Origin of the sequence: Candidatus Solincola tengchongensis (assembly GCF_015711935.1) — a bacterium.
Classification (GTDB): Bacteria; Actinomycetota; Geothermincolia; order Geothermincolales; family RBG-13-55-18; genus Solincola_A; species Solincola_A tengchongensis.
The window spans coordinates 1-24,687 of the sequence record NZ_JACVJJ010000098.1; the positions used below are offsets into that span (position 1 = coordinate 1).

Consider the following 24,687-nt stretch of genomic DNA (forward strand, 5'->3'; position numbering starts at 1 on the left):
CCGTCACCCCGCCCCTCCTCAAGGCCTTCGGGGAACACGACGTGGCATCCCTCCGCTGGCTGGTGCTCATATACAGTCTGGTATCCCTCGCCTCCCTTGTCCTGTTCGCCCTCCTCGGCAGGTCCCGTCCGCCCAAGCCCCCGCACCGCACCGAGTCCGAGGCCCTGGGGGAGGAAGTGGCCATCAATCTGGGCGCATTGCGCGCCCTCTTCGGCCTCCACGACTTCCGGCTCCTCTGCGCGGTCATCTTCATCGGCAACGGGGTGTTCGTGGGCCTCATGCAGCTCATCGAGAAGATCCTCAAGCCCAAGGGCATCGAGACCGGCACGGCGGGGAACATAGGGGCGGTGATCGTGCTGGCCGGGGTGGTGGGCTGCCTGGTGCTCCCGGCCATCTCCGACCGCCTCATGCGCCGCAAGCCTTTCCTGATCCTGGCCGCGGCGGCGGCCGCGCCCACACTCTTCCTGATGGGGGTGCTGAGGAGCGCGGCTCAGATATTCGTGGTGGGCGGGTTCCTGGGCTTCTTCCTGCTCAGCGCCCTTCCCGTGCTCCTGGCCCTCTCCGAGGAGACCACCGGGGCCGCCCTCACCGGCACGGCCACCAGCATCCTCCTTCTCCTGGGGAACGCGGGAGGGGTGGTCATCACCTTGGCCATGGAGGGGATAAAAGGGGCCACCGGAGGAGCGGAGGGGTCCTTCCTCTGGGCCATGGTCTTCGTGGCCCTGGCCTTCCTGGTCGCCCTGTCCATCGCCCTGCGCATCCGGGAAAAGCGGGCGGCTTAGGGTGAGGAAAATCTTTGACTCCTTTGGCCTCCGCAAGGCAAGCGAGGCGCTTTAGACGGTGAGGCATCGGGTCTTCGCTCGATTCCCTTGCGCTTCTTCGCCCCGCCTTGACGCGCTTTCACGCTGCGGGAACGGAAGCGTCGTCCACGGGAGGTCAACCTCCGCGGAGGCGGAGGTAGACCTTGGGCAGCTCACGGGGGAGGTCCTCCACGCTGCCCACCACCAGGTAACCGTGGGGAGGGCACATGCGCCGCAGGTAATCGTGCCCGGCGGCGTCCACGGTCACGCAGAAGGGCACGATATGTCCGGCCTCGGCCTCCCGCAGGGCCTGTGCCGTGTCCCGGAGCCCGTATTCCCGGTCCGTGCGGTCCTCGCCGTAGTCGAAGTCTTGGGGGTAGCCGTCGGAGAGGAGCAGCATGAGCTTGAGGGAGGAGGCCTCGGCATCCAGCAGGCGGCGGGCGTGGCGAACCGCCGTCCCCATGCGGGTGCTCTTCATAGGCCTGAGGCTGGCCAGGCGGCGCCAGGCGGCCTCGTCCATGGCCTCCTCGAAGGACTTGATGCGCAGGAACTCCACCCGATCCCGCCCGTAACCGGAGAACCCGAAGATGCCGAAGCGGTCTCCCAGCTGCTCCAGGGCGCGGGCCATGATGGCCACCGAGGCCAGGAGGAGGTCCAGTACCGTCTCGCCGGCGTGGTCCCCCTCGGTTATCTCCGCGGAGGTGGAGGCGGAGAGGTCCAAGAGGAAGAGGGCGCTCACTTCCCGGGTGATCCGCCTCTTCTCCATGTACACCTTCTCCGAGGGAGGGAGGCCGCAGCGAAGGGATACCCAGCGCTCCACGGCAGCCTGTATGTCCACCTCATCGCCGGATACCAGCCTTTTCCTCCAGTTGCATTCCCGGTACCGCAGCATGCGGAACTGCCGTGTTACCTCCCTGACCAGGTCCTCCCATCCGCCGGTAAGGCGGTCCGACCCCGCAGTGCACCTCTCCTCGGCCCGCAGCTGGAAGAGGGTGGTCCAGTCGCGGCGGTAGCCCCGGGCCAGATAATCCCATTCCGGGTAGCGCAGCCTCCTTTCCTCCTCTCCCGCCGCCTTTTCCCCTTCGCCTCCTGCCCTCTCCCCGGCTTGCATGCGACCGGCACCGGCGGTCTCCTCGGCATCCAGCCTGTGCCCCAGGATGTCCGGGCGGAGGAACTCTCCCAGCCCGGCGGGAAAGCGGATGGACACGAAGTCCGCCCCCAGTATCTCGCCCATCTCCTGCGGGGCGACGATAGCCCCGGCCTCTTCCCCTTCCCCTCCGGGGGATGGCCTCTTTCCGCCGGGACGGCGGAGGGGTGCCTCCAGTCCCGGGAAGCCCTCATCCGCGGCAGGAAAGCCCTGAAACCCCTCCTGGAGGCGGCGATAGAGTGGGAGCAGAATAGGGTACAAGGATGCGGTGCAGGAGAGGGTATCCCTGAGGTGGGCCCCCTCGCGGGCCGCCCCCTCCGCGGCCTCCAGGGCGCCGGCCGGATAGCCCCCTGCGGCCGGGGCCTCCGTGGGCCGGAGGAGGTCGAAGAAGAGGTTCCACAGCGCGCAGCGGTGGTCCAGCGGCTCGAGAGGCGCATTCAGGCGGGGGAGGAACCAGGAGAGGTCGGCGGCCAGCCCGCGGTAACGCCGGGAGAGGTGGGAGATCACCCGGGCGCTCTCCAGGGTGAGGAAGATCTCTCCCGCCAGTGCCGGCATGGGAAAGAGTTCCAGGAAGCGGCGGATGAACCCAAGCGGTTCCGAGTCGCCGGACGGCTGACGCCGCGCTTTTCCGGGAAGGCCACCCTCCTTTTGCGGTCGGTCGAAAGTGCCCGCCTCCCACTGCCCCACCTGGGCGGATGCGTAGAGTCGCAGGATCCTCCAGTTGTCCCTGCGGTCCGCGTAGAGGTCCAGGAGGCTCGGAAGGTATACCTCCTTTCCGTTGCTGAAGGGAAAGGGCCTCCAGGGGTTGGCCAGCGCCGACGGCGCCTCCTCCAGGGGCTTGGCCTGCAGGTAACGGGAGCACAGGCCCTTTCCGTAGAGGGCGAGGGAGGCCCTTGCCTCCTCCAGGCTCACCCCGCCTGCGGCCACCCGTCCCGCATCCGTCGAAGGCCTCCTTCGTGGCGCAAGGATACCGGTGCCGCCCTCCCGCGGTGGGTTTTCCCGGGAGGTGTCCGGCGAGTGGGAGTGCGGGAGGTCGGAGATGCCGAAACCGGCCCTCACATGGTAAAAAATACCATCAAGATCGCCGCCCCCCTCTTCGGTGCCTCTCCGGGAAATCGCTCCCCGGGAGCGGAATAACGCGGATCTCGTGTAGATGGCGAGATTGAGCGGAGAGGTCAAGGCCTCACCCCCAGGTGTGGGTCACGGGAATACGGTGGCCACCAGATCCCGCACCGCCTGCTGCACCACCGGGTCGTCGGACAGGGCGGAGACCAGGGCCGTCTCACAGGCGCGACGTGGCTCCACTCCCTGCCCGATGAGCCGGGCAGCGTAGATGAGCAGGCGGGTGGACGGCCCCTCCTCCATGCCCGGCTCTCCCAGGTTGCGGGCCAGTTCCCCCAGGCGGGCCAGCTCGCGGGCCAGGTCTTCGTCCACTCCCGCCTCCCCGGCGATGATGCGCGCCTCCACCGCGGGCGGGGGATAGGTGAAGTCGATGGCCGCAAAGCGCTGCCGGGTGCTTATCTTGAGATCCTTGAGCATGCTCTGGTAGCCGGGGTTGTAGGATATGACCAGGAGGAAACGGGGATGCGCCCTCACCAGGCAGCCCTTTTTCTCCAGCGGGAGTATGCGGCGGTGGTCGGCCAGGGGATGGATGAGCACCAAAGTGTCCTTGCGTGCCTCAACCACCTCGTCCAGGTAACAGATGGCCCCCGCCTTGACCGCCGCGGTGAGGGGTCCGTCCATCCATACCGTCTCCTCGCCCACCAGTATGTACCTGCCCACCAGGTCGCTCGCGGTGAGGTCCTCGTGACAGGCCACGGTGATGAGGGGAAGGGGCTCTCCCTCCTCGCGGCCGAGGGTCCAGGACATGTATTCAAGGAAACGGGTCTTGCCGCAACCGGTGGGACCCTTGAGGCTCACCGGGAGGCGGGCGCGGTAGGCGGCGCGGAATATCTCCACCTCGTCGCCCACCGGCACGTAGAACGGTTCCTCCGTGGGTACGTGCTCGTGGTAGGCGACCTCCCTGACGGGATCCTCTTTGCCGCCCTCCCCGTTAGTACCCTTTCGGCGGTCCTCGGGGTCTCCGCTATCCGAGGTCGCCGCAGCGGACACGACCCCTTCCGACTTGGGGTTCCGCCCGCTTCCGGTAAATGGAGCATCATGGCGCATTGCGTGGGGACCTCCTCCGTTTCCGCTCCCCGTTCTACCTTTCCGGGAAGAGGCGGCGTGTCCGCCGGGTTCCTTTTTCGAAGACCGGTCTCGCCGGGCCGCCGCTGATGATATTCTAACAGTTTTCTCGATGTGGCCGCCCGGAGCGGCGTTGGTGGGCTCACCCTCCCGGGTTTCCGGTTTGTAGGCGAGAGGCGACGGCCCGTGTCTGGCCCTTGCTCGAAAGGACGGTAACCGCCGGAGGTACGGAGGCGAGGAGCGGACAGGGAGGCGGAAGAAGGCGACCCATCCTTCGGGTGACCGTTACTGTGAAGAGGTTGCTGTGAGCCGCGCCCAGCTTCCACGGGAAAGGAAAGTGAACATGGGAAGGTGGAATAAAATAGAAGGGCGATAGGTTTTCGCACTCGCGCCTTGTGCCCCGATGTCCGTTTGGCCCATGACGAGGGAAGGAGGTCCTCATGCCGTTCTGTCCCCACTGTGGCCGGGAAGTTGGAGAGGAAGCCACCTACTGCGCCCGCTGCGGGAGCCGGTTGAGGGAAGCCGGAGGTGAGAGGATGCCCTCAGTGGCGGGCGGCACGGAAGGAGAGCCCCGAGCCGAGGCCACCCTGCCGCCGGTGGAAGGACCGCGGGTGCCGGTTGCCCCGTCCCCGGCGTTCAAGGTGGCGAGAAGGAGATGGGTGTACCCCGTCGTGGGTGGCATGGTGATATTGCTGGCGGCGGTCGCCGTGCTCCTGGCCCTCTTTCTCGCCGGCGGGAGGGGGATGAGCCTGCAGGAGTACAAGGAAAGAGCCGGGAACTTACACGGTGAGGCGGGGGAGTCCCTTTCCGAGCTGGGCTTGGAGATGGAGGAGATCGCCGGTTCACTATCCGGCTCGGAGGACCCCGAGCAGATCGAGGATGCCCTCGCGGAGATGGAGGGCCTGCTGGATGAATGCCTGGCGGCGGTCAGAGAGGCGCGGAACGGTCTCCAAGGGATGCGGCCCCCAAAAGAGGCGGGATCCCTTCACCGGGAATTCCTGGATTTCTACGGGGAGTGCGAGCTCGCCTTCGCGGAAGCGGGGCTCTTCTTCACCTACTCCCGGGAGCTGATTTCCGCCATGGTCGGGGGGTACGCGAAGCTCACGCGATTCCTGACCGGAGACATGGCCACGGAGGAGGACATCTACCGGGCGATGGGAGCGCTGGAAGAATATTACAGTGATTCGCTCAAGGAGCTCCAGGCCGTGCAACCGCCGAGGGGCCTCGAGGATTTCCACCGCCGCTTCCTCGAGACGTGGAACGGTATCTCGCCGGTCATCGCCGATTTGAGGATGGCCCTCGCCAACCAGGATCCCGCAAAGCTCGCTTCCGCTGAGTCCGGCCTCGAGAGATGGCAGAGTGGCATGTCCCTGCTGGCCGGGGAGCTGGAGTCCCGCTTCGACGAGGTCAGCGACGAGCTGATGAACCTGGGGGAGAAGGGCGCCGATCTGGAGGGTGAGCTTATGGCGCTCTGAAGACCCCCACGGCGGGACCCGGCGCGGCGGCCTTGAGCGCCGGGGCGGCCGGCATTGCGGTGGGAAGGAATATCGGGTGGCAGCGTGCGGAAACTCCATGAGGCTATCTTGTCCGGCGGTTAAGCCGCTGGGAGGACCTTGAAACGATTAAGTGAAGCGGTAACGAGTGGGCGACTCGCACCGGCCCTCGCCGGGAAGCTTGCGCCAGGAAGGTCGTCAATGCGCGGGGGAGGACGAGTCGGGCTCATGAACGGTCGTCGGTTCGCGAGGAAGAGCGGCCAAAGGCCGCGAGAATGGAGGAGGAAAAGAATGGAATCGGCTTGGAAGGAGGAGGCCGGGGTCCTGGTGGAGGTCCTCGGACTGGAGCGTAAGCCGGTGGCGGTGACCTTCACCAACGACGAGGTGGAGGAGGGAAGCCGGGAGAGGATATCCTTCTGCCGGGCCCTTAAGAGGGCGGCGGCAGGGGAGGCCTTCGTCATAGAGGCCGCCAACTCCTCCTGCCCGGGTGGTTCCTGGCACTGCGGCCTGTCCGAGCCGCCCTCCGGCCGGGGGTGGCGTTTCATCCAGGATTTCCTCACCCGGGGCGAGAAACTGACCCACTCCATCGTCAGCTTCCACCGCATGCAGGCCCTGGGCTCCCCGCCCCCCGCCGGGCTGGCCGACCGGGTGCTCATAGGTCCCGTCGAGGAGGCTCCCCTGCGGCCGGACCTGGTGGTCTTCGTAGTGGACCCGGAACAGGCCTGCCGCCTCATCACCCTGGACCATTACTGGGACGGGATTCCCCTCCGGGTGGAGCTCACCGGGGCGCTGTGCCATTCGGCGATAGCCTATCCGGTGGTCACGGGCCGCACCAACGTGACCTTCGGGGACTGGACGGCGCGGCGCATGCAGAAGTATCCGCGGGATGCGGTCTTCGTCTCCGTGCCCTACGAGAGGATGGCCGCCCTGGTGGACGCCGTGCCCAGGTGCTCGGCGGGCAACGCTCCCCTGGAGATACCCAGGGAGATAGAGGAACACATGGAATGAACCCCGGTAGAGCCCCGGCCGCTGCGCCGCAGCCACCGGGTCCCGAGAACCCCGGTACCTCGCCCGGGAGCGAGCCGGGAGGGGGGAGCATGCGGCGTGTGGAGCGGTGAGGGGAGAGAAGGGGTACCGCGGGGATCTCCACAGTGCGGGATGCCGGGAAGGAAACGGAGGGTGGGCATGGAATTGACACCGCGGCAATTGGAGGAACTGCGCCTGGGCGCCCTCACGGCCATCGACGGCTTGTGGTTCCTGGAGGTGGAGTCGGCATACGGTTTCGAGGCCGCCCTTGAGCTGGACCTCGAGGTGTGGAAGAAATACGGGCTCGTGGTCCTCAAGCGCATGGCGCGCATGCTGGGCCTGGACCTCACCTCAGGGCCGCCTCCGGACCTGGAGACGGTGAACTTCCTCATGGAGAACATCTGCCGTATCGACGGCACGGAGTGCAGGGGTGAGGTGCGCGGTGGGGAGGTCCTGTTCAGGGTGACCCGCTGTTCCTGGTGGGAGAACCTGAAGAGGGCGGGCCGGGAGAGGGTGGTGCCCTGCGAGGACATCGACAACACCATCTTCCGCCACTGGCTCGAGGCCGTGGACCCCTCCCTGGACTTCGAGATCACCGCCTCCCTCCCCCGCGGCGACTCCTTCTGCGAATGGGTCATCCGCAGGAGGTGAGCCGTCCCGGAGCGTGGCGCCGTAAGAGGGTGGTAGGCTCCCTCTCAGAAGGGGCGGCCGCGGTTCTCCTTCCAGGTGTCCATGGAGCGGTCCACGCGCAGGAGGTGGAAGAGGAAGTCCAGGAGCTTCGGGAGGCAGAGCCCCCTGAGGAAGGCCACCAGCCGCACGTTGAAGCGGGGCACGCAAATCTCGGCCCGGTTCCTCTTCACCGCCTCCACGAGCGCCTCGGACACCTTGCCCGGGTCCTGCCAGCGGGTGATGAAGGGAACCTTGGCCCCCTCGAACATCCCCGTGGCTACGTACCCGGGATTGACGATGGTGAAGCTCACCCCGCTGCCCCGCAACTCCTGCCGTATGGCGTCGGTGATGCCGATGTCCGCGAACTTGGTGGCGCAGTAACCGCCCATCTTGGCCGTGCCCGTCTTGCCGGCCACGGAGCACACGTTGACCACGTGGCCGCTTCCCCGCCGCACCATGTCGGGTACCAGGGCTTGCATCATCCACACATACCCGAAGTAGTTGACCTCCATCATGCGGCGCACGGAGCGCTCCGGGAGGTCCAGCACCGCTCGGCAGTCGGTTATCCCCGCGTTGTTCACCAGGACGTCCACCGGCCCCACCTCCTCCCGGACCCTCTCCGCGGTCCGGAAGCAGGCCTCCCGGTCGGAGACGTCGAAGGCGTAGGCGTGCACCTGGTATCCGCGATCCCGGAGCTCTCCGGCTGCCCGGTTGAGCTCCGCCTCGTCCACGTCGGTCATCACCACCCGTGCGCCTTCCCGGCAGAAGTTCTCGGCGTGCAACCTTCCCATCCCCCGCGCCGCGCCGGTGACCAGCACCACCTTTCCCCGGAGTTCCATGTTCGACCTCCCTCCTCTCTTTTTCCGTGTCCCCGCGATTCTTCACGAGCTTCGCCCGTTGGGGACGAAAGACTTATCTTCTCCGCTCTCAAATGCCTTCCTTCAGGGGAGAAGAGGATGGCCCGAGGCCGTGCGGACCCTCCTCTCCCTCGCCTTGAATCGTTGCATCTCTCCATGGAATCTCTTCAGATACGAACAGGTAACCCATCCATCATGCCCGGTTTTGGGCTACGGTATTTTCGAGGTTCGGGGAGGAATTCTTCGTGGGAACCGTTATCGCGGCACGCATGGCCGCGTTCGCTGGGATCGATTCCGTGCAATCGCCCCCCTGGACTTTCCTCCCTCCGGAAACCTATTCTAACACCGCTATGGTTCTCCTTGTCCCAATGCGATCGGTTTACCGCTCTGCTCGAGTCCAACCTCGCCTGACCATGCGTCGCATTACCGAACCCGACATGGAGCAGTCAGGATCATCTAATTAGGTATCAGGCGGGAATCGGCCCTCCCTCTACTCACCGAAGGCGGGACCCTGCGTCCTAGAGATGATCGACCCCATAACGTTCTCGTGCCTCAAAATGGATTATCTTGCCGTATGTTCATCCTGCTAAGGTCGGGAACCTCCTTCAATTTTTCGAGCTTTCAGCTCCCCATGCGCCACGCTTTTTCCTCTCCCCACAATCAGCCCGACCTGCGCCTCGGTTTTTTACCACTCTCCCACAAACAGCATGCCACCCGCCCCGGTTTTCCCGCTCCTCCCAAACGGTCCGCCGTCCGCCCCGGTTTCCCATCATCACGAAGACCTTCCCGCCCGCCCCGTCTTTCCCCCTCCTCGCCATTTCCATCATCACCTCATCATCACTCTCAACTCTGTTCTTTCCTCCCGCCCCGGGTTCAAGAGTTCCCGTTCTTTCCCGCGGACGCGTTCGGGAGGGCTCGACGCTTTGCCGCCACGTTGAAAGGGCCTCCCTGGGATATGGATCGGCCCTCCAGTGCCCCTGCTATTCGGTGTCTCGAATTAGGAAAATGGGCGTTTTCGGTAACCATGTGCCGCCCCGCGTGTTTACTTGGTCGAAGGATGGGCGGCGAAAAGCGATCCGTTTACTCTCTCCGGCATGGATGGTGCCGGAGCGGGACACTTGGGAGGCGTGGGTGGCCTCGGGAGATGCGCGGCACACGCGGGACGGGAACCCCGCCCCGATTCGCCGTTTCGTCCTCTGTACGCATGTGGCCTGTGGTGAAGGGGAAGGCGGCGGCCTAAGCCCGCCGCGCTCGCTGAAGAGGGAGGAGGTGCCTATGAGGAAAGCGAGCAATGTCTGGGAAGGGATCGTATCGGGCGTAGAGCGCTCCAGGCGGGGCTTGATCATACTCGAGGAGGACGGGGAACGTGTCTTCTCGCCTCGCGAACTCGTGCGCGAGGCCTTGCGTGTGGCGGCGGGGCTGGCCGGGCTGGGAGTGAGGCCCGGGGACCGGGTGGGCATCATGGCCCAGACCACCCCTCATGCCGTGCTCACCTTCCTGGGATGCTGGGCCGCCGGTGCGGTGGCCGTGCCCCTGCCCCTACCCATGCGCGCCGTGGAACCCTCCTCCTTCATGGAGCAGAGCAGGCGGAGGCTGGAGAAGGTGGGAGCGGAAGTGCTGGCCCTCCCCGGCGCCTTCCTCCCCCTGGTCTCGGACCTGGGCGGGGGTTTCCGCCTGGTGGCCATGGAGGACCTCCCTGCAAGCGGGGAGGCCTCTCCCGTTCCGAGGGGAAAAGGGGACGTGGCCCTGATCCAGTTCACCTCCGGTTCCACCAGTGAGCCCCGAGGGGTCATCCTCACCCACGGGAACATACTGGCCAACGCACGGGCCATCGCCGAGAAGGTGGGCGCGTGCCCCCGGGATACGGTGGTCTCCTGGATGCCCCTCTACCACGATATGGGGCTCATCGGTTTCATGATCACCGCCCTGGGGGCGGGATGCAGCCTGGTGCTCATGTCGCCCCAGCGCTTCGTGGCCGATCCCTCGCTCTGGCTCCGGGCTTGCGGGGAGTACCGTGCCACCATCACCGGAGGGCCCAATTTCGCCTATGCCCTCTCCACGCGTGTGCTCCGATCCGGGGGGCTGGAGGGCACCGACCTCTCATCCCTGCGCCTAGCCCTCAACGGGGCGGAGCCCATCGACCCCCAGGTCCTGGACGACCTGGTGGAGGCCGGCGCGGGATACGGCCTCGGGCCGGAGGTCCCCTATCCGGTCTACGGGCTGGCCGAGGCAACGTTGGCGGTGACCTTCCCGGAGCCCGGCACGGTCTACCGCAAGGATCACGTTTCCAGGAGGGGAATCGAGGAGCGGAAGGAGGCGGTCCCCTGTCCTCCCGATAGTGCGGACGCGCGCTGCATGGTCTCCCTGGGGCGGCCCCTCCGGGGTCTAGAGGTGCGCATCGTCAGGGAGGACGGCACCACGGCGGGGGAGCGTGAGGTGGGGGAGGTGTGCGTGCGCGGCCCCTCCCTCATGCAGGGCTACTGGGGGGATGCCGCGGCCACCGCGGAAGCCCTCAGGGGCGGCTGGCTGCACACCGGGGATCTGGGTTACCTGGCCGGCGGGGACCTTTTCCTGGTGGGACGGATCAAGGACATGGTCATCATCGGGGGTCGAAACCTCTTCCCGGAGGACGTGGAACGCTGCGCCGAGCGCGTGGAGGGCGTGCGCAAAGGCAACGCGGTGGCCTTCGGGGTGACCACCCGGAGAGGGCGGGAAAGGCTGGTGCTGGTGGGCGAGACCCGCCTCTCCTGCCCGCAGGCGGCCCTGGAGACGGCCCGCGCCGTGTCCTCCCTGGTGCGCGAGGAGATCGGGGTTCCCGTGCGCGAGGTCGTCCTGGTCCCGGCGGGGACCCTGCCCAAGACCTCCAGCGGGAAGAAGAGGCGTTTCCTCTGCCGCGAACTCTACCTCAGCGAGAAGCTGCAGGCCATAGCCCGGAGCGGCGCCCCGGTCATGGCCAACTGATCACATTAGGGGCCCCGGGTCATAAGGCGGGGATAAGGACCCTCCCGCGGCCGAGGCGGAACACCCTGCCCGACCCGGGGCATCCCTCCGGTGAGGCGGCCGGGAAAGCTTTCCTGAGGGTTCCGGGCTGCGATTTTCCCATATCATCGCCCACCGTCTCCTCTTTACGCTGCTGCCGAGCGCACATTGCTCCCCGACCGCCCAGGTCTGTGGTTATGGGCGTTTGATTTCCTCCCCGGCCCGTCCATGTTCGTTGTTTCCTGAAGAACATCCCCGGATGGGGCCGCGGCCCTTCCGGGTCCGGGAAGGAACGCCGGGATTCGTTCCCGGTACCCGCGCCTTCGTCAGGGGTTGAGGAGCTCCAGGAACCTCTCCAGCTTCCCCTTCTGCTGCAGGATGCGCATGCCCATCTCCGCCGTGGTGAGGGGAGGAGCCGCCGTCTCCACCTTCTTTTTCAGGCTCATGGCCCGGTTGGGGCAGCCGGTGACGCAGAGGCCACACCCGATGCAGCGGGATTCGTCCACCACAGCCCGCTCCTCCTCGATCCTCACGGCCCCCACCGGGCACCTGTCGTCGGCGCATATCCCGCATCCGTTGCACATCTCGGGGTCGTTCTCCGGGATGAAACCCGAGGAGGTGAAGACGTTGGGATTCCCCCATTCCAGGGAGGCGCGCAGAAGCCCACAGCAGCAGGGGCAGCAGTTGCAGACGAAGGTCAGCCGCTCCTGGACGTTGTTTATCTGGTGCACCAGCCCGGCGCGGTCGAACTCGCGCAGCTTCTCCTTCATCTCCTCCTTGGTCAGGTAGCGTCCGAAGCCCCGCTCCACCAGGTAGGTGCAGGTCTCGTCGAAGAGCATACAGGCCTCGCGGGGGGCGTCGCATTTCTGCTCCAGTTCCCGGCAAGCGCAGCGGGCGATGCCCACCACCCTGGCCCTGTCGATCATGTCGTAGACCCTGTCGTAGGGGAGCACCCCCGGCTGGCTCTCCACCTCCTCTTGGATGGGAACGATGCGGGAGAAGGAGACCTCCGGGGTCCCGAACTCCCGCGAGAGCTTTGGGAGGTAGCTTTTCCACAGAGGGGTGAGCCTCTCCCTCGTCTCCGGGTCCAGGCCCTTCATGTAGGGGAACTCGAAGATGCCGGGCATCACCGGCAGCAGGGCGTATCCCCAGACCCCGTCCTTCTCGCGGGCGAAGACCACTCCCTTATCCGCCAGGGATTCCAGCCGGGCGCACGCTTCCTCCGGATCCACCCCCGCCCTCCGGGCGACCTCCTCGAGGGGAAAGGGCCGGAATCCCAGTCCCAGGGCCACACGCGCTTCCTCGGGGGTGAAGAAGGTCTTGAGGATCTCCATTATCTCCGGCGACGGCGGGCATCCCGCCGGGTGGCGGTCCAGGATCTCCCTCAACTTCTCGTAGATCTCCTCGGACATCGAGTTTACCTCCTCTTGTGTTCCTTGCCGGAGAGCAGGCGCAGCTGCTCCAAGACGAGGGCGATGCTGTTGCGCATGGGCCCCGGGTCACGGGTCACCTTGCTCATCATTATCCCGCCCTCCATGGCGCTCACCGCGAACTGGGCGTAAGCACGGCAGTCGAAGCCGGGTGGGAGGTGTCCTTCCTCCTTCATGGCCTCAAGGTGGGAGGTTATGAGTTCCCACCATTCGCGGAAAGCGGCGGCGATGGCCTCCCGGAAGCCGGGGTGGTCGTGGCTGGTCTCCAGGGCCAGGTTTCCGAGGATGCACCCCCGCGTGCAGTCGGCGGCCTCCACTATCCGCTGTATCTCGCGCAGCATGGCCTCCAGGCGTTCCCAGGAGTTGAGGCCGGGCCTCTCCAGGACCTCCCTCAACCTCCCAAGGATGTAGTTGGAGGCGTTCTCTATGACCGCATAGCCCAGGTCCTCCTTGGACCGGAAGTGGAAGTAGAAACTGCCCTTGGTGATGCCCGCGGCGCGGATGACGTCGTCTATCGAGGTGCGGGCATAACCGTTGGCGTACATGAGCAGGGTGGCGTGCCCCACGATGCGCTGCCGGGTGCGTGCCCCCTTGGAAATCCGCTCGCCGCCCTTGGCGGCCTTGCGCCCCGAGGCACGATCGCCATCCATAAGGGTCGTCTTTCCCCGCTCGCCCATCTTTCCCCACTCCTTTTGGAGGACGCGCGCAAGTTACGTCGTCAACGGCGGATGCCACGGTTGCCAACTGCTCCCGGGTACCCTTTACCGTATCCGTATACTGCCTTCCTCATCACCTTGTTCACGGCACCGTAATAAGGGGTTATCCTGGTACCTTTTACCGTCCCTCTCGCCTGCCGCTCCCATCTTGACCCCCTGCCTCTGCCTCATGTGCATCTTGACGCCCATCTACCCGGCCTTCCTCCCCCTTTCGCCGCCAGGAGGCTGGGGGTTAGGGTCCCTTCCCGTGGAAACCGCCCTTTAGGCGCTTGAGATACGGGAATACCCGGCGGCCTCCGATTTCACATCTTCATACGGGCGGCGATGAAGTCCTGCAGGCTCATGGGCGGGTTTATCCTCTCCCGCACCTCGAGGCGGATGGCCTCCTCCTGGCAGGTGGGGGTGCACACCCCGCAGCCTATACACACCTCGGGGTCCACGACCGCGGTATCTCCGGACAGTTTAACAGCTCCAACCGGGCACCTCTCCTCGCATATCCCGCAGCCGGCACAGTCCTCCTCCACCCGTGCCACGTAACTGGACGAGGAGACGGTTTGCAGCCCACGACCCAGCTTGGCGCGGAAGAACCCGCAGCAGCAAGGGCAGCAGTTGCAGATGGTCCGCACATGGCCTTCCACGTTGTCGCAGACGTGGATGAGGCCCTCCTCCGTGGCTTGGCGCAGGATGCGCAGGGCCTCCTCCTTGTCTATGGCCCGTGCCTTTCCCGTATCCACCAGGTAGCGGCCCATGGTCCCGAAGTGCATGCACCTCTCCACGGGGTGCTCGCAGCCCTCGCCCACGAACCTGGCCATCTGGCGGCAGGGGCAGTGCCCGACGGCGTAGTAGTCCACCTTGTCCAGCAGCTCCTCAAGGGCGTCGAAGGGCAGGACCTGCGAGGGGTCGCGCAGGGACTCTCCCACCGGGACCACCCGGATGAGGGGGACCTTGCGGGCCAGCTCCTCGCCGAACTCCGCGTCAAGGTACTCCTTCCAGTGGCGGGCCAGGCGGCGCAGTTCCGGGGTGTCCTCACCGGAGAGGAAGGGTGCCTCCGCGAAGCCCACCACGCTGGGCAGCAGGCGGTATATCCTCTCCTTGCCGGGCTTCTGCGTCGTGAGCACCGTGCCCCTCTTTGCCATGCTCGAGAGGATCTCCTCCAGTCGATCGGCCTTGTCCGGCATCATCTCCCGGAGTTGTGAGAGGGTCCGGTTCTCGTAGATGGCCAGGTTGAGGGCCACCTCCGCCTCTTCCCCGGGGTAGAGGATGTGCAAGATCTCCATGAGATGAGGGGACATGGGGACCCCGTTGATGGCCCGGTCGAGGTGTTCCGCAAGCCGCTGATACACGTTCTCTTCCATCCTCTCCTCCCTGGCTTTCCCCGCCTGCCCGGCTTATCAGATGACCGTAGCAGGAGCCTTTAAACATACCAACCGGTCGGTTTATTTATTATTACGCCGGGATCGCCCTACGGTCAAGCCGGTGTATGCCGATCGTGGGGGAGCCCGCTCAGCCTGAAGGCGTGTCGCTCGGCCCGAGGGACGCGCTTTACCAGGGGCAAACGACTCCCGTCGAAATTCCTCGATGCGTGGGTGTCAAGGCCCCCACTGCAACATCGAGGACGGTCCCGACAAGTCTGCTTTTCAAGGCTTCGAACAGGACGTCCGCGAGGCCCAGCCCAAGCGACTATGCAGTGTCCATTGGAGTGTCTGGCGAAAGCCTCCTGTTTCAAGTTCCACTCGAAGCTTCAGGGAACCAAGGTACCGCCTTGGGTGGAACTTTCAACGTTGAAAAATCGCCGGCGGCGCGTGGTGTTCCTCGGGGACGGCCTCTTCCGCGGGATTTCCGGGCGGTTGGCCCATGTACTGCTCACTCATGGACCCCCGGTGGTCTTCCTCCACAACGACCGCATGCTCTCCTCTAGGCGGGTATAAGGGGGTGTCCGGGAGACCGCGGAGGCTTTCGGACCCGACGAAGGTTCAGGGGTGCGCGACCTCGCTCATTCCGGCAGTTCCACCCGCATGCAGGGGTCGGTGCTGATAGCGAAGCGACTTTCCGGTGACGATGCGGCGCTCCTCCCCGGATGTCTTCATCAGAAGGGGCGGAAAAACAAGCGGCTCAGGGTGAGCACCCCTCGAGGGCCCTCTCCTTCTGCAGGCGGCGCAGGCGGGCGTAGAGCCTCCCCACGGCCACCCCGGAGGCCGCCGCCAGGCGGGGGAAGTAGCGCCGGTAGTGGTACATCAATCGGGAGGGGAGGCCGGGTATGACCAGGAAGCGCCCCCTCTCCACGCCGTCCAGGGCCAGGGAGGCCACCTTCTCCGGCCGGCTGCTGAAGAGCTCCAGCAGGCGGGCCACCCTCTCCCAACCCCGGAAGCGGATGGGCAGGTCCTTTATCGGGTGGGAGCGGGCCATGGGGGTGTTCACGTAACCGGGGCAGACCAGGGTCACCCCTATGCCCTGTGGTTTGAGGTCGTAATAGAGGACCTCGCTCATCCCGGTAACGGCGAACTTGCTGGCGCAGTACGCGGACTGGCCTGGGATGGGGACCAGACCGTCTATGGAACCGATGTTCACGATGCAACCGGAGCCTTTCTCCACGAGATCGGGGAGGAAGACCTCCACCACGTTGACCGTGCCCATGAGGTTGACGTCTATTATGCGCTTCCATTCCTCGTGCTCCGTGGAGGTCACGTGGGCCACAAGGGTGACCCCCGCGCAGTTCACCAGGACGTCGGGGGAGAGGGAGAGCGCATCGAGCCTCTCGCGCAGATTCCTCACCGCGTCTATGTCCGTGACGTCGATGCGGAAGCCGCGTGCCTCGTGACCCTCTCGGCGCAGAGAGGCCTCCGCTGCGGCGAGGGCCTCGGGGTTCAGGTCCACCAGGATGGGGGTCGCGCCGCGGTGAGCCGCCTCGGCGGCGATGGCCAGTCCTATGCCGCTTCCCCCGCCGGTGACGAGCACCTTCTTTCCCCTCCAGTCCCATCCCCTCTTCATCTTCCCGTTCCTCCCTGTCGGACTGTTTGCTGCGACGCTGAGATGGCTTCCGCCGGGCATCATTTCCGGGTCGGCACACGTCGTGTCACAAGCGGTTTCCAGCGGGGCGCCGCAGGTGCGTTTTAACCGGCCCCTCCACATACCGGGTACATGGTACACCATTTTTAAAAAATTTGCAAATTGCAATAGTTTATTAATGAAAATATGACTTTTCTGCTCCTCCGGCAGCGGAGACGGGTCCTCTGGGCCGTATGTACGTAAGCTTTGCACTGCCGCCCGTGGTCATCTTGACCTTTCCTCGCCGCTGCCAAGCGGCCTTCAGGGGTTTCTCTCCTTCCGTCCATCCCCTTCGGCGGAAAGTGCACGGGTTTCGTTTACAACCACACAAGGCTCTGTCGAGGCCTTGGAACTATCGGCCCCGTGGAATTCCCGAACGGGTTAACATTGGAGCGGAACAAAAGGGTGAATCGTATTCCCTGTTGTGTCCCGGACAACCCTTGATTAGAGCGTCTTTCTTCGGCCCATCGTCTTGAGGGCGGTCGTGGCACGATTTCCCCCGAGAGGGCACCCCTCGTCACCAGGGCAGCGGCTCTCCGTCCACGCAGTCCGGCGCCTCCCACCCCAGGATGCGGTAGATGGTGGGTGCTATGTCCCCGATCTCCACCTCCTCATCCACCCGGGTCCCCGGGAGGTAGAGGGGGTACCCGGTGGGGGCTTTGAGGAGCAGGGGCATGCGGGTGGTCTGGGGACCGCCGTGTGCGCCGGGGAACCCGAGCTGCACGTTGTCCGGCACGTTTCCCAGGTTGATGCCCACCGGGTTGGCCGACGTGGAGAGGATCCCCCCGTGGGCGGCCACGTTGTAGTTGTACAGGGGGAAGACGAACAGGTCCGGCCAGAGGTGTCCCTCCGGCAGGTCGGGATGGTTTATCCAGAACTCGGAATACAGCTCGCGGGGGCGTATCTTGCCCCACAGGCCCAGGTCCACCCCGTTGAGCATCTCCTCGCGGTTCACCACCACCAGCGGCTTCACGGGTCCGCGCTCCGGATCCTCAACGGTAAAGTTTTCCAGTATCTCCTCGATGTTCCGCAGCCTCTCCGGGTCCGGGCACCAGATGAAATTTATCTCCGTTCCGCCCCCCTCCCTGTAGTCCTCGTTGAGTACCAGGCCGTGGGACCTGAGGATGAGCCGCAGGTCCAACACCTGGTACCCGCGCGCCCGGTCCTTCATATTCTCCATGCCGTGATCGGAGAGGAATACGATGACGCTGTTGTCGTAGACACCCCTTTCCTTCAGGGTGCGCAGGAAGTCGGCGAACAGGAGGTCCGCCTCGCGCAGGATGTCCAGGCATTCGTCCCGGCGCATCCAGGGGCTGTAACGGCTCTCATCGTCCGCCGCGCCCGGGGTGCCCTTTTCGTCCCATTCCCCGGTATCCCAGGAGGAACCAGTGAAGTGACCGGTGTTGTCCAGGTCGGCGATGTTTATATAGCAGACATCAGGGTCCTCTTCCTCTATGGAGCGCAGGAAGGACTCCATCAGGTAACGGTCTTCGCAGTGGCCGCCGGGCACCATGCCCACGAAAGTGCTCACCGGCATGACGTAGAGCCCCAGGCCCAGGAGGAGGTTGAACTGCCCCAGCAGGGCGGGGATGAGTATCTCCCGGGTGGTGTCGGAGTAGAAGCAGGCGGAGAAGGGGCCGGAAAGCGGGTCGGACGGATCGCCATCGCTGCGCGGGTCCCCGGCGGCGGAATACTTGTACGGCGGCGGGAAGAAGAGAGGGAAGCGCTCGCTGTGGCCCACGATGTCCACCGTCCGCTCCCCCTCGATGTCCGCCAGCCAGTTCTTGTTGGACCAGAACCCGCAGAGGGCCTTACCCCCCGTCTCCTCCTTGGCCACCTCGAAGACGCGCTTGAGGGGTTTCCCCTCCAGGCCGTAGAGCATGAGGGCCATGGAGTTGGGGCCGGTGATCACCTCGTCGTGCTCCGTGAATCCCCGCCAGGTCCCGCCCACCATGTACAGGCCCTGAGTACCGGTGTAAGTGCCTGCCAGGGCGTTGGTGTGGTTCATGTCCGTGGCCGAGGGGAGGTAGACCCGGGCGTTGGGGTAGTGGACGGCCTCCTTCATGAAGCTCCGCAGGTTGGGCATGAGCCAGTCACCTTCCGAGCCCGGCCCCGTTCCGGCGCGGTTGAGGTCGAGGTACTCGGGGTCCATGGAGTCGATGGCGAAGTAATAGATGTTGGGGACGTCGGTCACCTCTGCGGCCACCCGCACTTCCTCCACCCGGCCGGAATCGCTCTCCGCGCGTACGGTGAACTCCACGCGTTCGCCCACCGTGGACTGGGAGGGTGCGGTCGCGGTGAGGACCGCCTGGGCGGTGGAACCGGGTTCCAGCCCGCTTATGGCTTCCCGGTCCAGGAGGACCCGCCAGTCGGTCGCGCCGCCGTTCCAGGAGAGGCGCACGTCGATGGGTTTTTCTTCCAGGTCACTGACGTGGAACATGAAGGTCGTGGACTCCCCGGGCATCACCTGATGGGCGTGAGGCCGCGGTCCCTCCAGGTCGTTGGCGCAGTAGAGCATCCCGGGGTTGAGCACCTCCACGGTCACCTCGCTCACCGATCCGCTCCTTTTGCCCGGACCCAGCGTGAGGGTGACGGGCACTGCCCGGTTCTTGGGCAGTCCCGGTCCGGGAATGACCTCCGCCTTTAGGTACACGGGCCGGGGATAGAGGTAGTTGTGCGTCACCCCGGGAAGGCTCACGGAGCTGATCTCCTCCCCGGAGGGTCCGAGGAACCTTACCTGGCAGGGATGTTCGCAGCGAAAGGAGAGGCCGTAGGTGTCGTCGCCGCCGCCGAGATTGGTGGCCGCCAGGCTCCAGGTCAAAGGGCGACCCGTGAAGGGCTGGCGCACGGGGTCGCGGTACCCCTGGCCCAGGAGCGTGTCCCCCCGAGAGAGCTCCAGGCGTGGTGCGGAGGAAAGGGCGGTGACCTTTAGCCACAGGCGATGCGTCTCCGCTCCCCTCTTGCCTGTGGCCTTGATGTAGCCCACGGTGCCCTCCGGGGTCTGCGGGGAGCAGGAGACCAGCACCCAGCTCCTGGCCGTTCCGTCCCTTCCCGCCGGGCGGACCAGGCAGGGCAATACCACGGCTGTGAAGTAGGGCGACTCCGAACTCACCGAGAGCCACGTCCACTCGGTGACGTCGGCGATATTGCGGGTGTCCAGGGGCATCCAGGTGAAGGTCCTGCCCGCCGATGGCGCGAGGACCTGCTGCGGGAACATGCTGAAGAGGTCGAAGGTGGCCGTGGCCTGAGCCTTTGCCGTCCCGACGCCGGGGCCGTAGAGGAAAAGGCAGGCCGCCAGGATGAGGGCCAGGGCCAGGGAGAGTCCATGCCGGCGGCGTCTGTACCCGGCTTCCCATACGGCCGTACCGCCGCTCCAGGCCCTGCCGAAGAGAGCGGCCGTGCCGCTTGCCCTTGCGCGTGCGGCGCGGGCCCGGAGACGATCTCCGGGGCCGTGAGGGCCACCGGGGATATGGCGGCGTGGAACCCGAGACCCATTTTCGCCTTGTGGGAATACGGAAGGCATGATGGTCCCCCCCTTCCTCATCCGCGCGTCTGGAAACCGTCCCCCAAGAACATGTGGCAAAGCGCTTTTGACGCTTTGAGCAATTCCCCCAGACTGATTTGTATAATTCTATACCCTGCACGTGGGAAGAGAAAACCCTTTGATCACGCTTGGGCGGTAAAATGCCTGGTCAGGGGGATGGGGGATTCATGCACATGGTTCACTTTCGGTAAAGGAAGGAATGGTGGTCATAGCCCCGGGGAAGGCTCCCGGGATGGCCCTCGGGTGGAGGAAAGAAGCCGTGGGTAGACCTACGCGGAACGGAAACGCAGGGACGATGATGCTCGGCGGATTGCCCGCAATGGGCCTGATCTTGCCTCGCGGGACCCTCTTTTCCCGTCGTCATCCCTGCCCCGTGCTGCAGCGGAAGGATCCCAGAGGATACGGTTGGGCTGTTCCCGGGCGAGGAGGATCGCCATGAGTGGAGCCATTTGGTTTACAATCCCTTAAGAGGGGGGAGATTTATAGCATCGCCACGGTCAACGGACGGAAAGCGCTACCCGACGGAGCCTTTACGCACTTGTCCAGACGCTGTCTTTTGCGCGCTCAAGCTGGCGATGTCGTCCGTGGCCCGTGTGGGGCACTCTTTTCCGGCGGCGTAGCTTTGGGGTTCCCTTTCAAGAACGTGGGGGACCCACGAGGTCCGGCGTCGGACAGCGGACTTTCAGGCTTAGGCAGGCGGGCTTTGGGCATCAAACTCGGGGAGGGAGGTCAGGGATGAACGTGGCCATGCTGGCAGAGGAGCACTACAACCGGTTGGGTGAGACGGTTTCCATGGTCTTCGAGGGCCGGGAGATAACCAACCTGGAGACCATCAAGAACTCCAACCGTCTGGGCAACGCGCTTAAGAAGCTGGGCATCGGCGTGGGGGACGTGGTGGCGGTGACCATGTCCAACTGCCCCCAGGTCTTCGAGGCCTTCGGCGCCGTGTTCCGCATCGGTGGCGTGGCCCTTCCCATACTCTTCGTCCTCACAGCGGACGAGTTCCGATACATCCTTGACGACGCGGAGGCCACTGCGGTGATCACCGATACCATCATCGCCCCCAAAGTGCTCGAGGCGTCCGCTGGATTGGAGAGCGTGCGCCACGTGATCGTGGTGGGCGGGGAGGACTCCGAGCGCACCCTCTCCTACGAGAGGCTCCTGGAGGAGAACCCGCATCACCTGGACATCGAGGACCGCGACCCCGACGACTTGGCGATGCTCATGTACACCTCGGGGACAACGGGCAAGCCCAAGGGGGTCATGCTGACCCACCGGAACCTCATCACCTCCGCGGAGAGCGCCTACTACGCCAACGAGGTGGAAAGGCCGCAGGTGAGCCTGGTGTGCCTACCCATGGCCCACATCTACGGGGTGGGGGCCATGAACGCCGGCAATCTCTCCGAACACCGTGAGACGCGGGCCGTCCTCATGCGCTGGTACGAGCCGGAAGAGTGCATGCGCCTCATCGAGAAGTACCGCGTCAATTTCTTCCCCGCCGTGCCCACCATGTTCTCCCTCATCCTCAACCACCCCAACGTTGACAGGTACGACCTGAGCTCCCTGGAGGACACCATCGCCGGCGCCGCGCCCCTCCCCCTGGAGCTCCGCCGGGCCTTCATGGAGAAGTTCGGCTGCCGCATGCGCCAGCTCTACGGCCTGACCGAGTCCACGGGCATGGGGGCCATCCTCAGGCCCAGCCAGGAGTGGCGGGACGGGGCGGTGGGCAAGGCCTACGACAACACGGAACTGGCCGTCTTCGACGAGCAGGACCGTCCCCTTCCTCCGGGCCAGATAGGGGAGATCGTCATACGCGGTCCCCAGATCATGAAGGGGTACCACAAGCTGCCGGAGGAGACGGCGGAGGCCCTGCGCGGCGGCTGGTTGCACACCGGAGACGTGGGTTTCCTGGACGAGGACGGCTACCTCTACCTCACCGACCGCAAGAAGGACATCATCATCAAGGGGGGCGAGAACATCATGCCCACCCAGATCGAGGAGGTCATCTACCGCCACCCCGCGGTGGCCGAGGCGGCGGTCATCGGAGTGCCCGACCCCGTCTACGGGGAGGAGATCGTGGCCTACGTGGCCCTGAAGTTCGGGGCCGAGGCCTCCCCGGAGGATATCCTCTCCTTTTGTCGGGAGAACCTGCCGACCTTCAAACAACCCAGGGAGATACGCATCCTGGAAGCCCTCCCCAAGAGCTCCGTCGGGAAGATCCTCAAGCGGGAGCTGCGCCGCCTGGTCCAGTAGTGACGTGGTCCCCGTGGACATCCGACCTCCGGTGGGGACGCGTCGTTTGAGGAAGTTGAACCTCACACGATGCTTCTCGCGGCATGAAGGAGGGATTATCATGGCTGGGAGAGTCCTGGTGGCCTATGGGACGAAGCACGGGGCCACGGCGGAGCTGGCGGAGAGGATCGGCACCGTGCTGCGGGAGCAAGGGGTGGAGGCGGACGTGCTCCCGGCGGCCGATGTTGAGGACTTGTCCGGTTATACGGCGGTGGTCCTGGGGAGCGGGGTGTACTACGGTCGCTGGGTGAGGGGCGCGACCCGGTTCCTGAAGAGGTGGAAAGGGGAGCTGGAGAGGATGCCCCTCTGGCTATTCTCCAGCGGTCCCACCGGGGAGGGCGAAGCGGAGGAGCTGACCGCGGGGTGGCGCTTCCCCAAATCCATCCAGCCGCTGCTGGAAAGGCTCAAGCCTATGGACACGGCCCTCTTCAAGGGGAAGATAGACCCGGAGAGGCTGGGATCTCTGGAGAGGGCCGTGGTTGGGAAGGTCAAAGCGCCATCCGGAGACTATCGCGACTGGAAGGAAGTGGAAGGTTGGGCGGCCTCCATAGCCGGGCGGGTCAAGGGGGCGGAGCGGTGAGGCGGCTCGGGAGGCCGCGAGATAGGGATCGTCGCACCACCGGTTGCGGTTCTTGGGGTTAAACGGTCGGGGACGGGATGTCGAATAAATAGGCGCGCGAGCGCGCGTGACCCGCGGACCTGGAGAGGAAGGGAGGAAGATGGACATCCTGTTCCTGTGCAAGACGCTGCCTCACGAGAAGGTCATCGGAGGCCCCATCCTGGTCTACAACCGGGTGCGCATCCTCTCGCGGCGCCACAACGTGTCCCTGCTCTGCTTTGTGCCCGAGGAGGAGAGGGAGTACCAGGACAGCGTGGCCCGTTTCTGCCTTGATTACCGGGGCGTGCCCATGCCCGGCCCGCGGCCCTTCCCCCGCAAAGCGTGGGATTTCCTCTTCTCGCCCGTCCCCATCTACTTCCTCAACTCGCGTTCCCCCCTGATGTTCGAGGCCCTCCGGGAAATGGTGGGCAAGCACTGCTACGACGTGGTGGTCTCCGAGTACTCCGCCGTGGCCCAGTACCTCTTCCGCAACCCGGACCTCGCGGGGATGAAGCGGGTCATGTCCGTGCACGAATGCTATTACCTTGCGCGCCGCAAGGCCTGGAGGGTGCAGCGCTTCTCCCGCGAGGGCGTCTCCGCCCTCTTCAACCTCAAGGGGCTCCGGAGGTTCGAGTTCGAGATGTACGCCGACGCTGACCTGGTCCTCACCCTGACCCCGGAGGGGAGGCAGGAGCTACTGGACATCCGCCCCGACCTGAGGATAGAGGTGGTCCCGCACGGGGTGGACGTGGAACGTTTCTGCGTCTCCGGGGAGTGCGAGAAGGAAGAGGCGGTGATGTTCCTGGGCAACTACCCCCACGACCCCAACCGGGATGCCGTCCTCTACTTCCACCAGCGCATGTGGCCGCGCATCAGGAGGGAAGTCCCTTCGGCCCGCTTCTATGTAGTGGGAAAGGACCCCACCCCGGACCTCCTGGAGCTGGCCCGAGAGGACCCATCGGTGGTGGTCACCGGGACGGTGGAGGACGTGCGCCCCTACTTCGAGCGCAGCAAGGTATTCGTCAACCCGGTGCGCATCGGGGGCGGCTTCCGGGGCAAGCTCCTGGAGGCCATGGCCATGGGGTTACCCATCGTCACCACCTCCCTGGGGGCGGAGGGCGTGGAGGCCGAGGACGGTAGGGACATGGTCATCGCCGACGACCCGGAGGAGTTCGCCGCCGCGGTAATACGCCTACTGCGGGACGACGAGCTATGCTGTCGGTTGGGTGACAGCGCCAGGAGACTGGCCGAAGAACGTTTCTCCTGGGAGAAGGGCGTGGAGCGGCTGGAGAGGGTGCTCCTGGACCTGGTGGAAAAGGGTTGAGTCCGGCTTGACTGCAGAGGGGATGCTACCCGGCCGCTCGATGCCGTGCCTTCCGGCCTGCACCAAAAGGTGGTCCTTGTGGTGATCCGAGTTCCATCCCGAAAGGCTAAGAGAACTCTTTCCCGCCCCAACGGCGACTAAACGGGCTGTCCGGTTACGGGATATACCGGACGGACATCGGGCTTTCCTGGACAGCGTTTTTATGAAGCCAGCGTGCTTGCCTGGATGCGGCTTCTTTTCGAATGCGGAGATGCAATCATCGGCGAGGTAAGGACAAAAAGGGGCGAAAAGCCTTATCGCCGGGTGGCGGAAGAGGATGAGCGGGACCGAGGAGTCCCACCGTGAGGGAGAAAACCTCGCGGGATTACCAGTGAACCGGGATGTGCGAGAGAACGTTCTGGTTCCTGGCAAGGCTTCCCACGTGAAGGAGAGAAGTCTCCCCCGGAACACGGAAGCCGACCGGACCAAAGGACAAACACCTCTTGCCTCGTTCTTGGCAGAAAGTTCCATGGAGGTTTATATTGTTCACGTCAGGAGCTGATTCGCCTCTCTCGAAAAAGCATTGAAGAGGGGGTGGTTG

The 24,687-nt window shown here is 65.1% G+C and carries 17 protein-coding genes; 9 read left to right on the top strand and 8 right to left on the bottom strand.

The annotated features are described in order from the left end of the window. Positions 1 to 782: MFS transporter (locus H7007_RS09165; protein WP_287154926.1), on the top strand; the 782-nt coding region annotated here is incomplete at its 5' end. Between the two features lie 154 nt (positions 783 to 936). Here the strand turns inward: H7007_RS09165 and H7007_RS13740 are convergent. After that, entirely contained in the window at positions 937 to 2,874 is a 1,938-nt protein-coding gene (locus tag H7007_RS13740; RefSeq protein WP_287154927.1) for a nitric oxide reductase activation protein NorD, read from the bottom strand. Between the two features lie 273 nt (positions 2,875 to 3,147). Beyond that, the gene (locus H7007_RS09175; RefSeq protein WP_287154928.1) at positions 3,148 to 4,116 is read right to left on the bottom strand and encodes a CbbQ/NirQ/NorQ/GpvN family protein; all 969 of its coding nucleotides are present in this window, start codon (positions 4,114 to 4,116) and stop codon (positions 3,148 to 3,150) included. A 458-nt stretch (positions 4,117 to 4,574) separates the two neighbouring features. On the opposite strand from H7007_RS09175, the gene H7007_RS09180 reads away from it, so the two are divergent. From H7007_RS09180 to H7007_RS09190, 3 genes are all read left to right on the top strand, one after another. Beyond that, a complete protein-coding gene (locus H7007_RS09180) occupies positions 4,575 to 5,609 on the top strand; it encodes a zinc ribbon domain-containing protein (protein WP_287154929.1) in 1,035 nt (344 codons plus the stop codon). Between the two features lie 309 nt (positions 5,610 to 5,918). After that, positions 5,919 to 6,635: a DUF169 domain-containing protein gene (locus tag H7007_RS09185; protein WP_287154930.1), complete on the top strand. Its 717-nt coding sequence runs from the start codon at positions 5,919 to 5,921 to the stop codon at positions 6,633 to 6,635. Between the two features lie 177 nt (positions 6,636 to 6,812). Beyond that, positions 6,813 to 7,304 carry a DUF6125 family protein gene (locus H7007_RS09190; RefSeq protein ID WP_287154931.1) on the top strand — a complete coding sequence of 164 codons (492 nt, stop codon included), beginning with the start codon at positions 6,813 to 6,815 and terminating at the stop codon, positions 7,302 to 7,304. A 44-nt stretch (positions 7,305 to 7,348) separates the two neighbouring features. Here the strand turns inward: H7007_RS09190 and H7007_RS09195 are convergent, their stop codons facing one another. Further along, a complete protein-coding gene (locus H7007_RS09195; RefSeq protein ID WP_287154932.1) occupies positions 7,349 to 8,161 on the bottom strand; it encodes an SDR family NAD(P)-dependent oxidoreductase in 813 nt (270 codons plus the stop codon). A gap of 1,293 nt (positions 8,162 to 9,454) precedes the next feature. Between H7007_RS09195 and H7007_RS09200 the strand changes: the two genes are divergently transcribed. Next, a complete protein-coding gene (locus H7007_RS09200) occupies positions 9,455 to 11,140 on the top strand; it encodes a fatty acyl-AMP ligase (protein WP_287154933.1) in 1,686 nt (561 codons plus the stop codon). A 344-nt stretch (positions 11,141 to 11,484) separates the two neighbouring features. Here the strand turns inward: H7007_RS09200 and H7007_RS09205 are convergent, their stop codons facing one another. The 5 genes from H7007_RS09205 to H7007_RS09225 form a co-directional block, all read right to left on the bottom strand. After that, positions 11,485 to 12,570, bottom strand: coding sequence for a 4Fe-4S binding protein (locus H7007_RS09205; RefSeq protein ID WP_287154934.1), 1,086 nt, complete (start codon positions 12,568 to 12,570; stop codon positions 11,485 to 11,487). 5 nt (positions 12,571 to 12,575) lie between these two features. Further along, positions 12,576 to 13,265, bottom strand: a complete 690-nt coding sequence (locus H7007_RS09210) for a TetR family transcriptional regulator C-terminal domain-containing protein (RefSeq protein ID WP_287154935.1) — start codon at positions 13,263 to 13,265, stop codon at positions 12,576 to 12,578. 341 nt (positions 13,266 to 13,606) lie between these two features. Beyond that, the gene (locus H7007_RS09215; protein WP_287154936.1) at positions 13,607 to 14,659 is read right to left on the bottom strand and encodes a DUF362 domain-containing protein; all 1,053 of its coding nucleotides are present in this window, start codon (positions 14,657 to 14,659) and stop codon (positions 13,607 to 13,609) included. 757 nt (positions 14,660 to 15,416) lie between these two features. Beyond that, on the bottom strand, positions 15,417 to 16,292 hold the full coding sequence (locus tag H7007_RS09220; protein ID WP_287154937.1) for an SDR family NAD(P)-dependent oxidoreductase: 876 nt from the start codon (positions 16,290 to 16,292) through the stop codon (positions 15,417 to 15,419). 574 nt (positions 16,293 to 16,866) lie between these two features. Next, positions 16,867 to 19,872, bottom strand: a complete 3,006-nt coding sequence (locus H7007_RS09225; protein WP_287154938.1) for an alkaline phosphatase family protein — start codon at positions 19,870 to 19,872, stop codon at positions 16,867 to 16,869. A gap of 756 nt (positions 19,873 to 20,628) precedes the next feature. Between H7007_RS09225 and H7007_RS09230 the strand changes: the two genes are divergently transcribed. The 4 genes from H7007_RS09230 to H7007_RS09245 all read left to right on the top strand — a co-directional run bounded on the left by H7007_RS09230 (position 20,629) and on the right by H7007_RS09245 (position 24,648). After that, a complete protein-coding gene (locus H7007_RS09230) occupies positions 20,629 to 22,146 on the top strand; it encodes a long-chain-fatty-acid--CoA ligase (RefSeq protein ID WP_287154939.1) in 1,518 nt (505 codons plus the stop codon). Positions 22,147 to 22,246: 100 nt separating this feature from the next. After that, complete coding sequence (locus H7007_RS09235; protein ID WP_287154940.1) at positions 22,247 to 22,765, top strand: flavodoxin domain-containing protein; 519 nt, start codon at positions 22,247 to 22,249, stop codon at positions 22,763 to 22,765. 139 nt (positions 22,766 to 22,904) lie between these two features. Further along, positions 22,905 to 24,107: a glycosyltransferase gene (locus tag H7007_RS09240; protein ID WP_287154941.1), complete on the top strand. Its 1,203-nt coding sequence runs from the start codon at positions 22,905 to 22,907 to the stop codon at positions 24,105 to 24,107. A 316-nt stretch (positions 24,108 to 24,423) separates the two neighbouring features. Then, a complete protein-coding gene (locus H7007_RS09245; RefSeq protein ID WP_287154942.1) occupies positions 24,424 to 24,648 on the top strand; it encodes a hypothetical protein in 225 nt (74 codons plus the stop codon). The last annotated feature ends 39 nt before the right edge of the window (positions 24,649 to 24,687 follow it).

Coding starts and splice junctions, on each gene's coding strand:
- H7007_RS09175 (WP_287154928.1), bottom strand. CDS start 4,116: ATGCGCCATGATGCTCCATTTACCGGAAGCGGGCGGAACCCCAAGTCG.
- H7007_RS09180 (WP_287154929.1), top strand. CDS start 4,575: ATGCCGTTCTGTCCCCACTGTGGCCGGGAAGTTGGAGAGGAAGCCACC.
- H7007_RS09185 (WP_287154930.1), top strand. CDS start 5,919: ATGGAATCGGCTTGGAAGGAGGAGGCCGGGGTCCTGGTGGAGGTCCTC.
- H7007_RS09190 (WP_287154931.1), top strand. CDS start 6,813: ATGGAATTGACACCGCGGCAATTGGAGGAACTGCGCCTGGGCGCCCTC.
- H7007_RS09195 (WP_287154932.1), bottom strand. CDS start 8,161: ATGGAACTCCGGGGAAAGGTGGTGCTGGTCACCGGCGCGGCGCGGGGG.
- H7007_RS09200 (WP_287154933.1), top strand. CDS start 9,455: ATGAGGAAAGCGAGCAATGTCTGGGAAGGGATCGTATCGGGCGTAGAG.
- H7007_RS09205 (WP_287154934.1), bottom strand. CDS start 12,570: ATGTCCGAGGAGATCTACGAGAAGTTGAGGGAGATCCTGGACCGCCAC.
- H7007_RS09210 (WP_287154935.1), bottom strand. CDS start 13,265: ATGGGCGAGCGGGGAAAGACGACCCTTATGGATGGCGATCGTGCCTCG.
- H7007_RS09215 (WP_287154936.1), bottom strand. CDS start 14,659: ATGGAAGAGAACGTGTATCAGCGGCTTGCGGAACACCTCGACCGGGCC.
- H7007_RS09220 (WP_287154937.1), bottom strand. CDS start 16,292: ATGAAGAGGGGATGGGACTGGAGGGGAAAGAAGGTGCTCGTCACCGGC.
- H7007_RS09225 (WP_287154938.1), bottom strand. CDS start 19,872: ATGCCTTCCGTATTCCCACAAGGCGAAAATGGGTCTCGGGTTCCACGC.
- H7007_RS09230 (WP_287154939.1), top strand. CDS start 20,629: ATGAACGTGGCCATGCTGGCAGAGGAGCACTACAACCGGTTGGGTGAG.
- H7007_RS09235 (WP_287154940.1), top strand. CDS start 22,247: ATGGCTGGGAGAGTCCTGGTGGCCTATGGGACGAAGCACGGGGCCACG.
- H7007_RS09240 (WP_287154941.1), top strand. CDS start 22,905: ATGGACATCCTGTTCCTGTGCAAGACGCTGCCTCACGAGAAGGTCATC.
- H7007_RS09245 (WP_287154942.1), top strand. CDS start 24,424: ATGAGCGGGACCGAGGAGTCCCACCGTGAGGGAGAAAACCTCGCGGGA.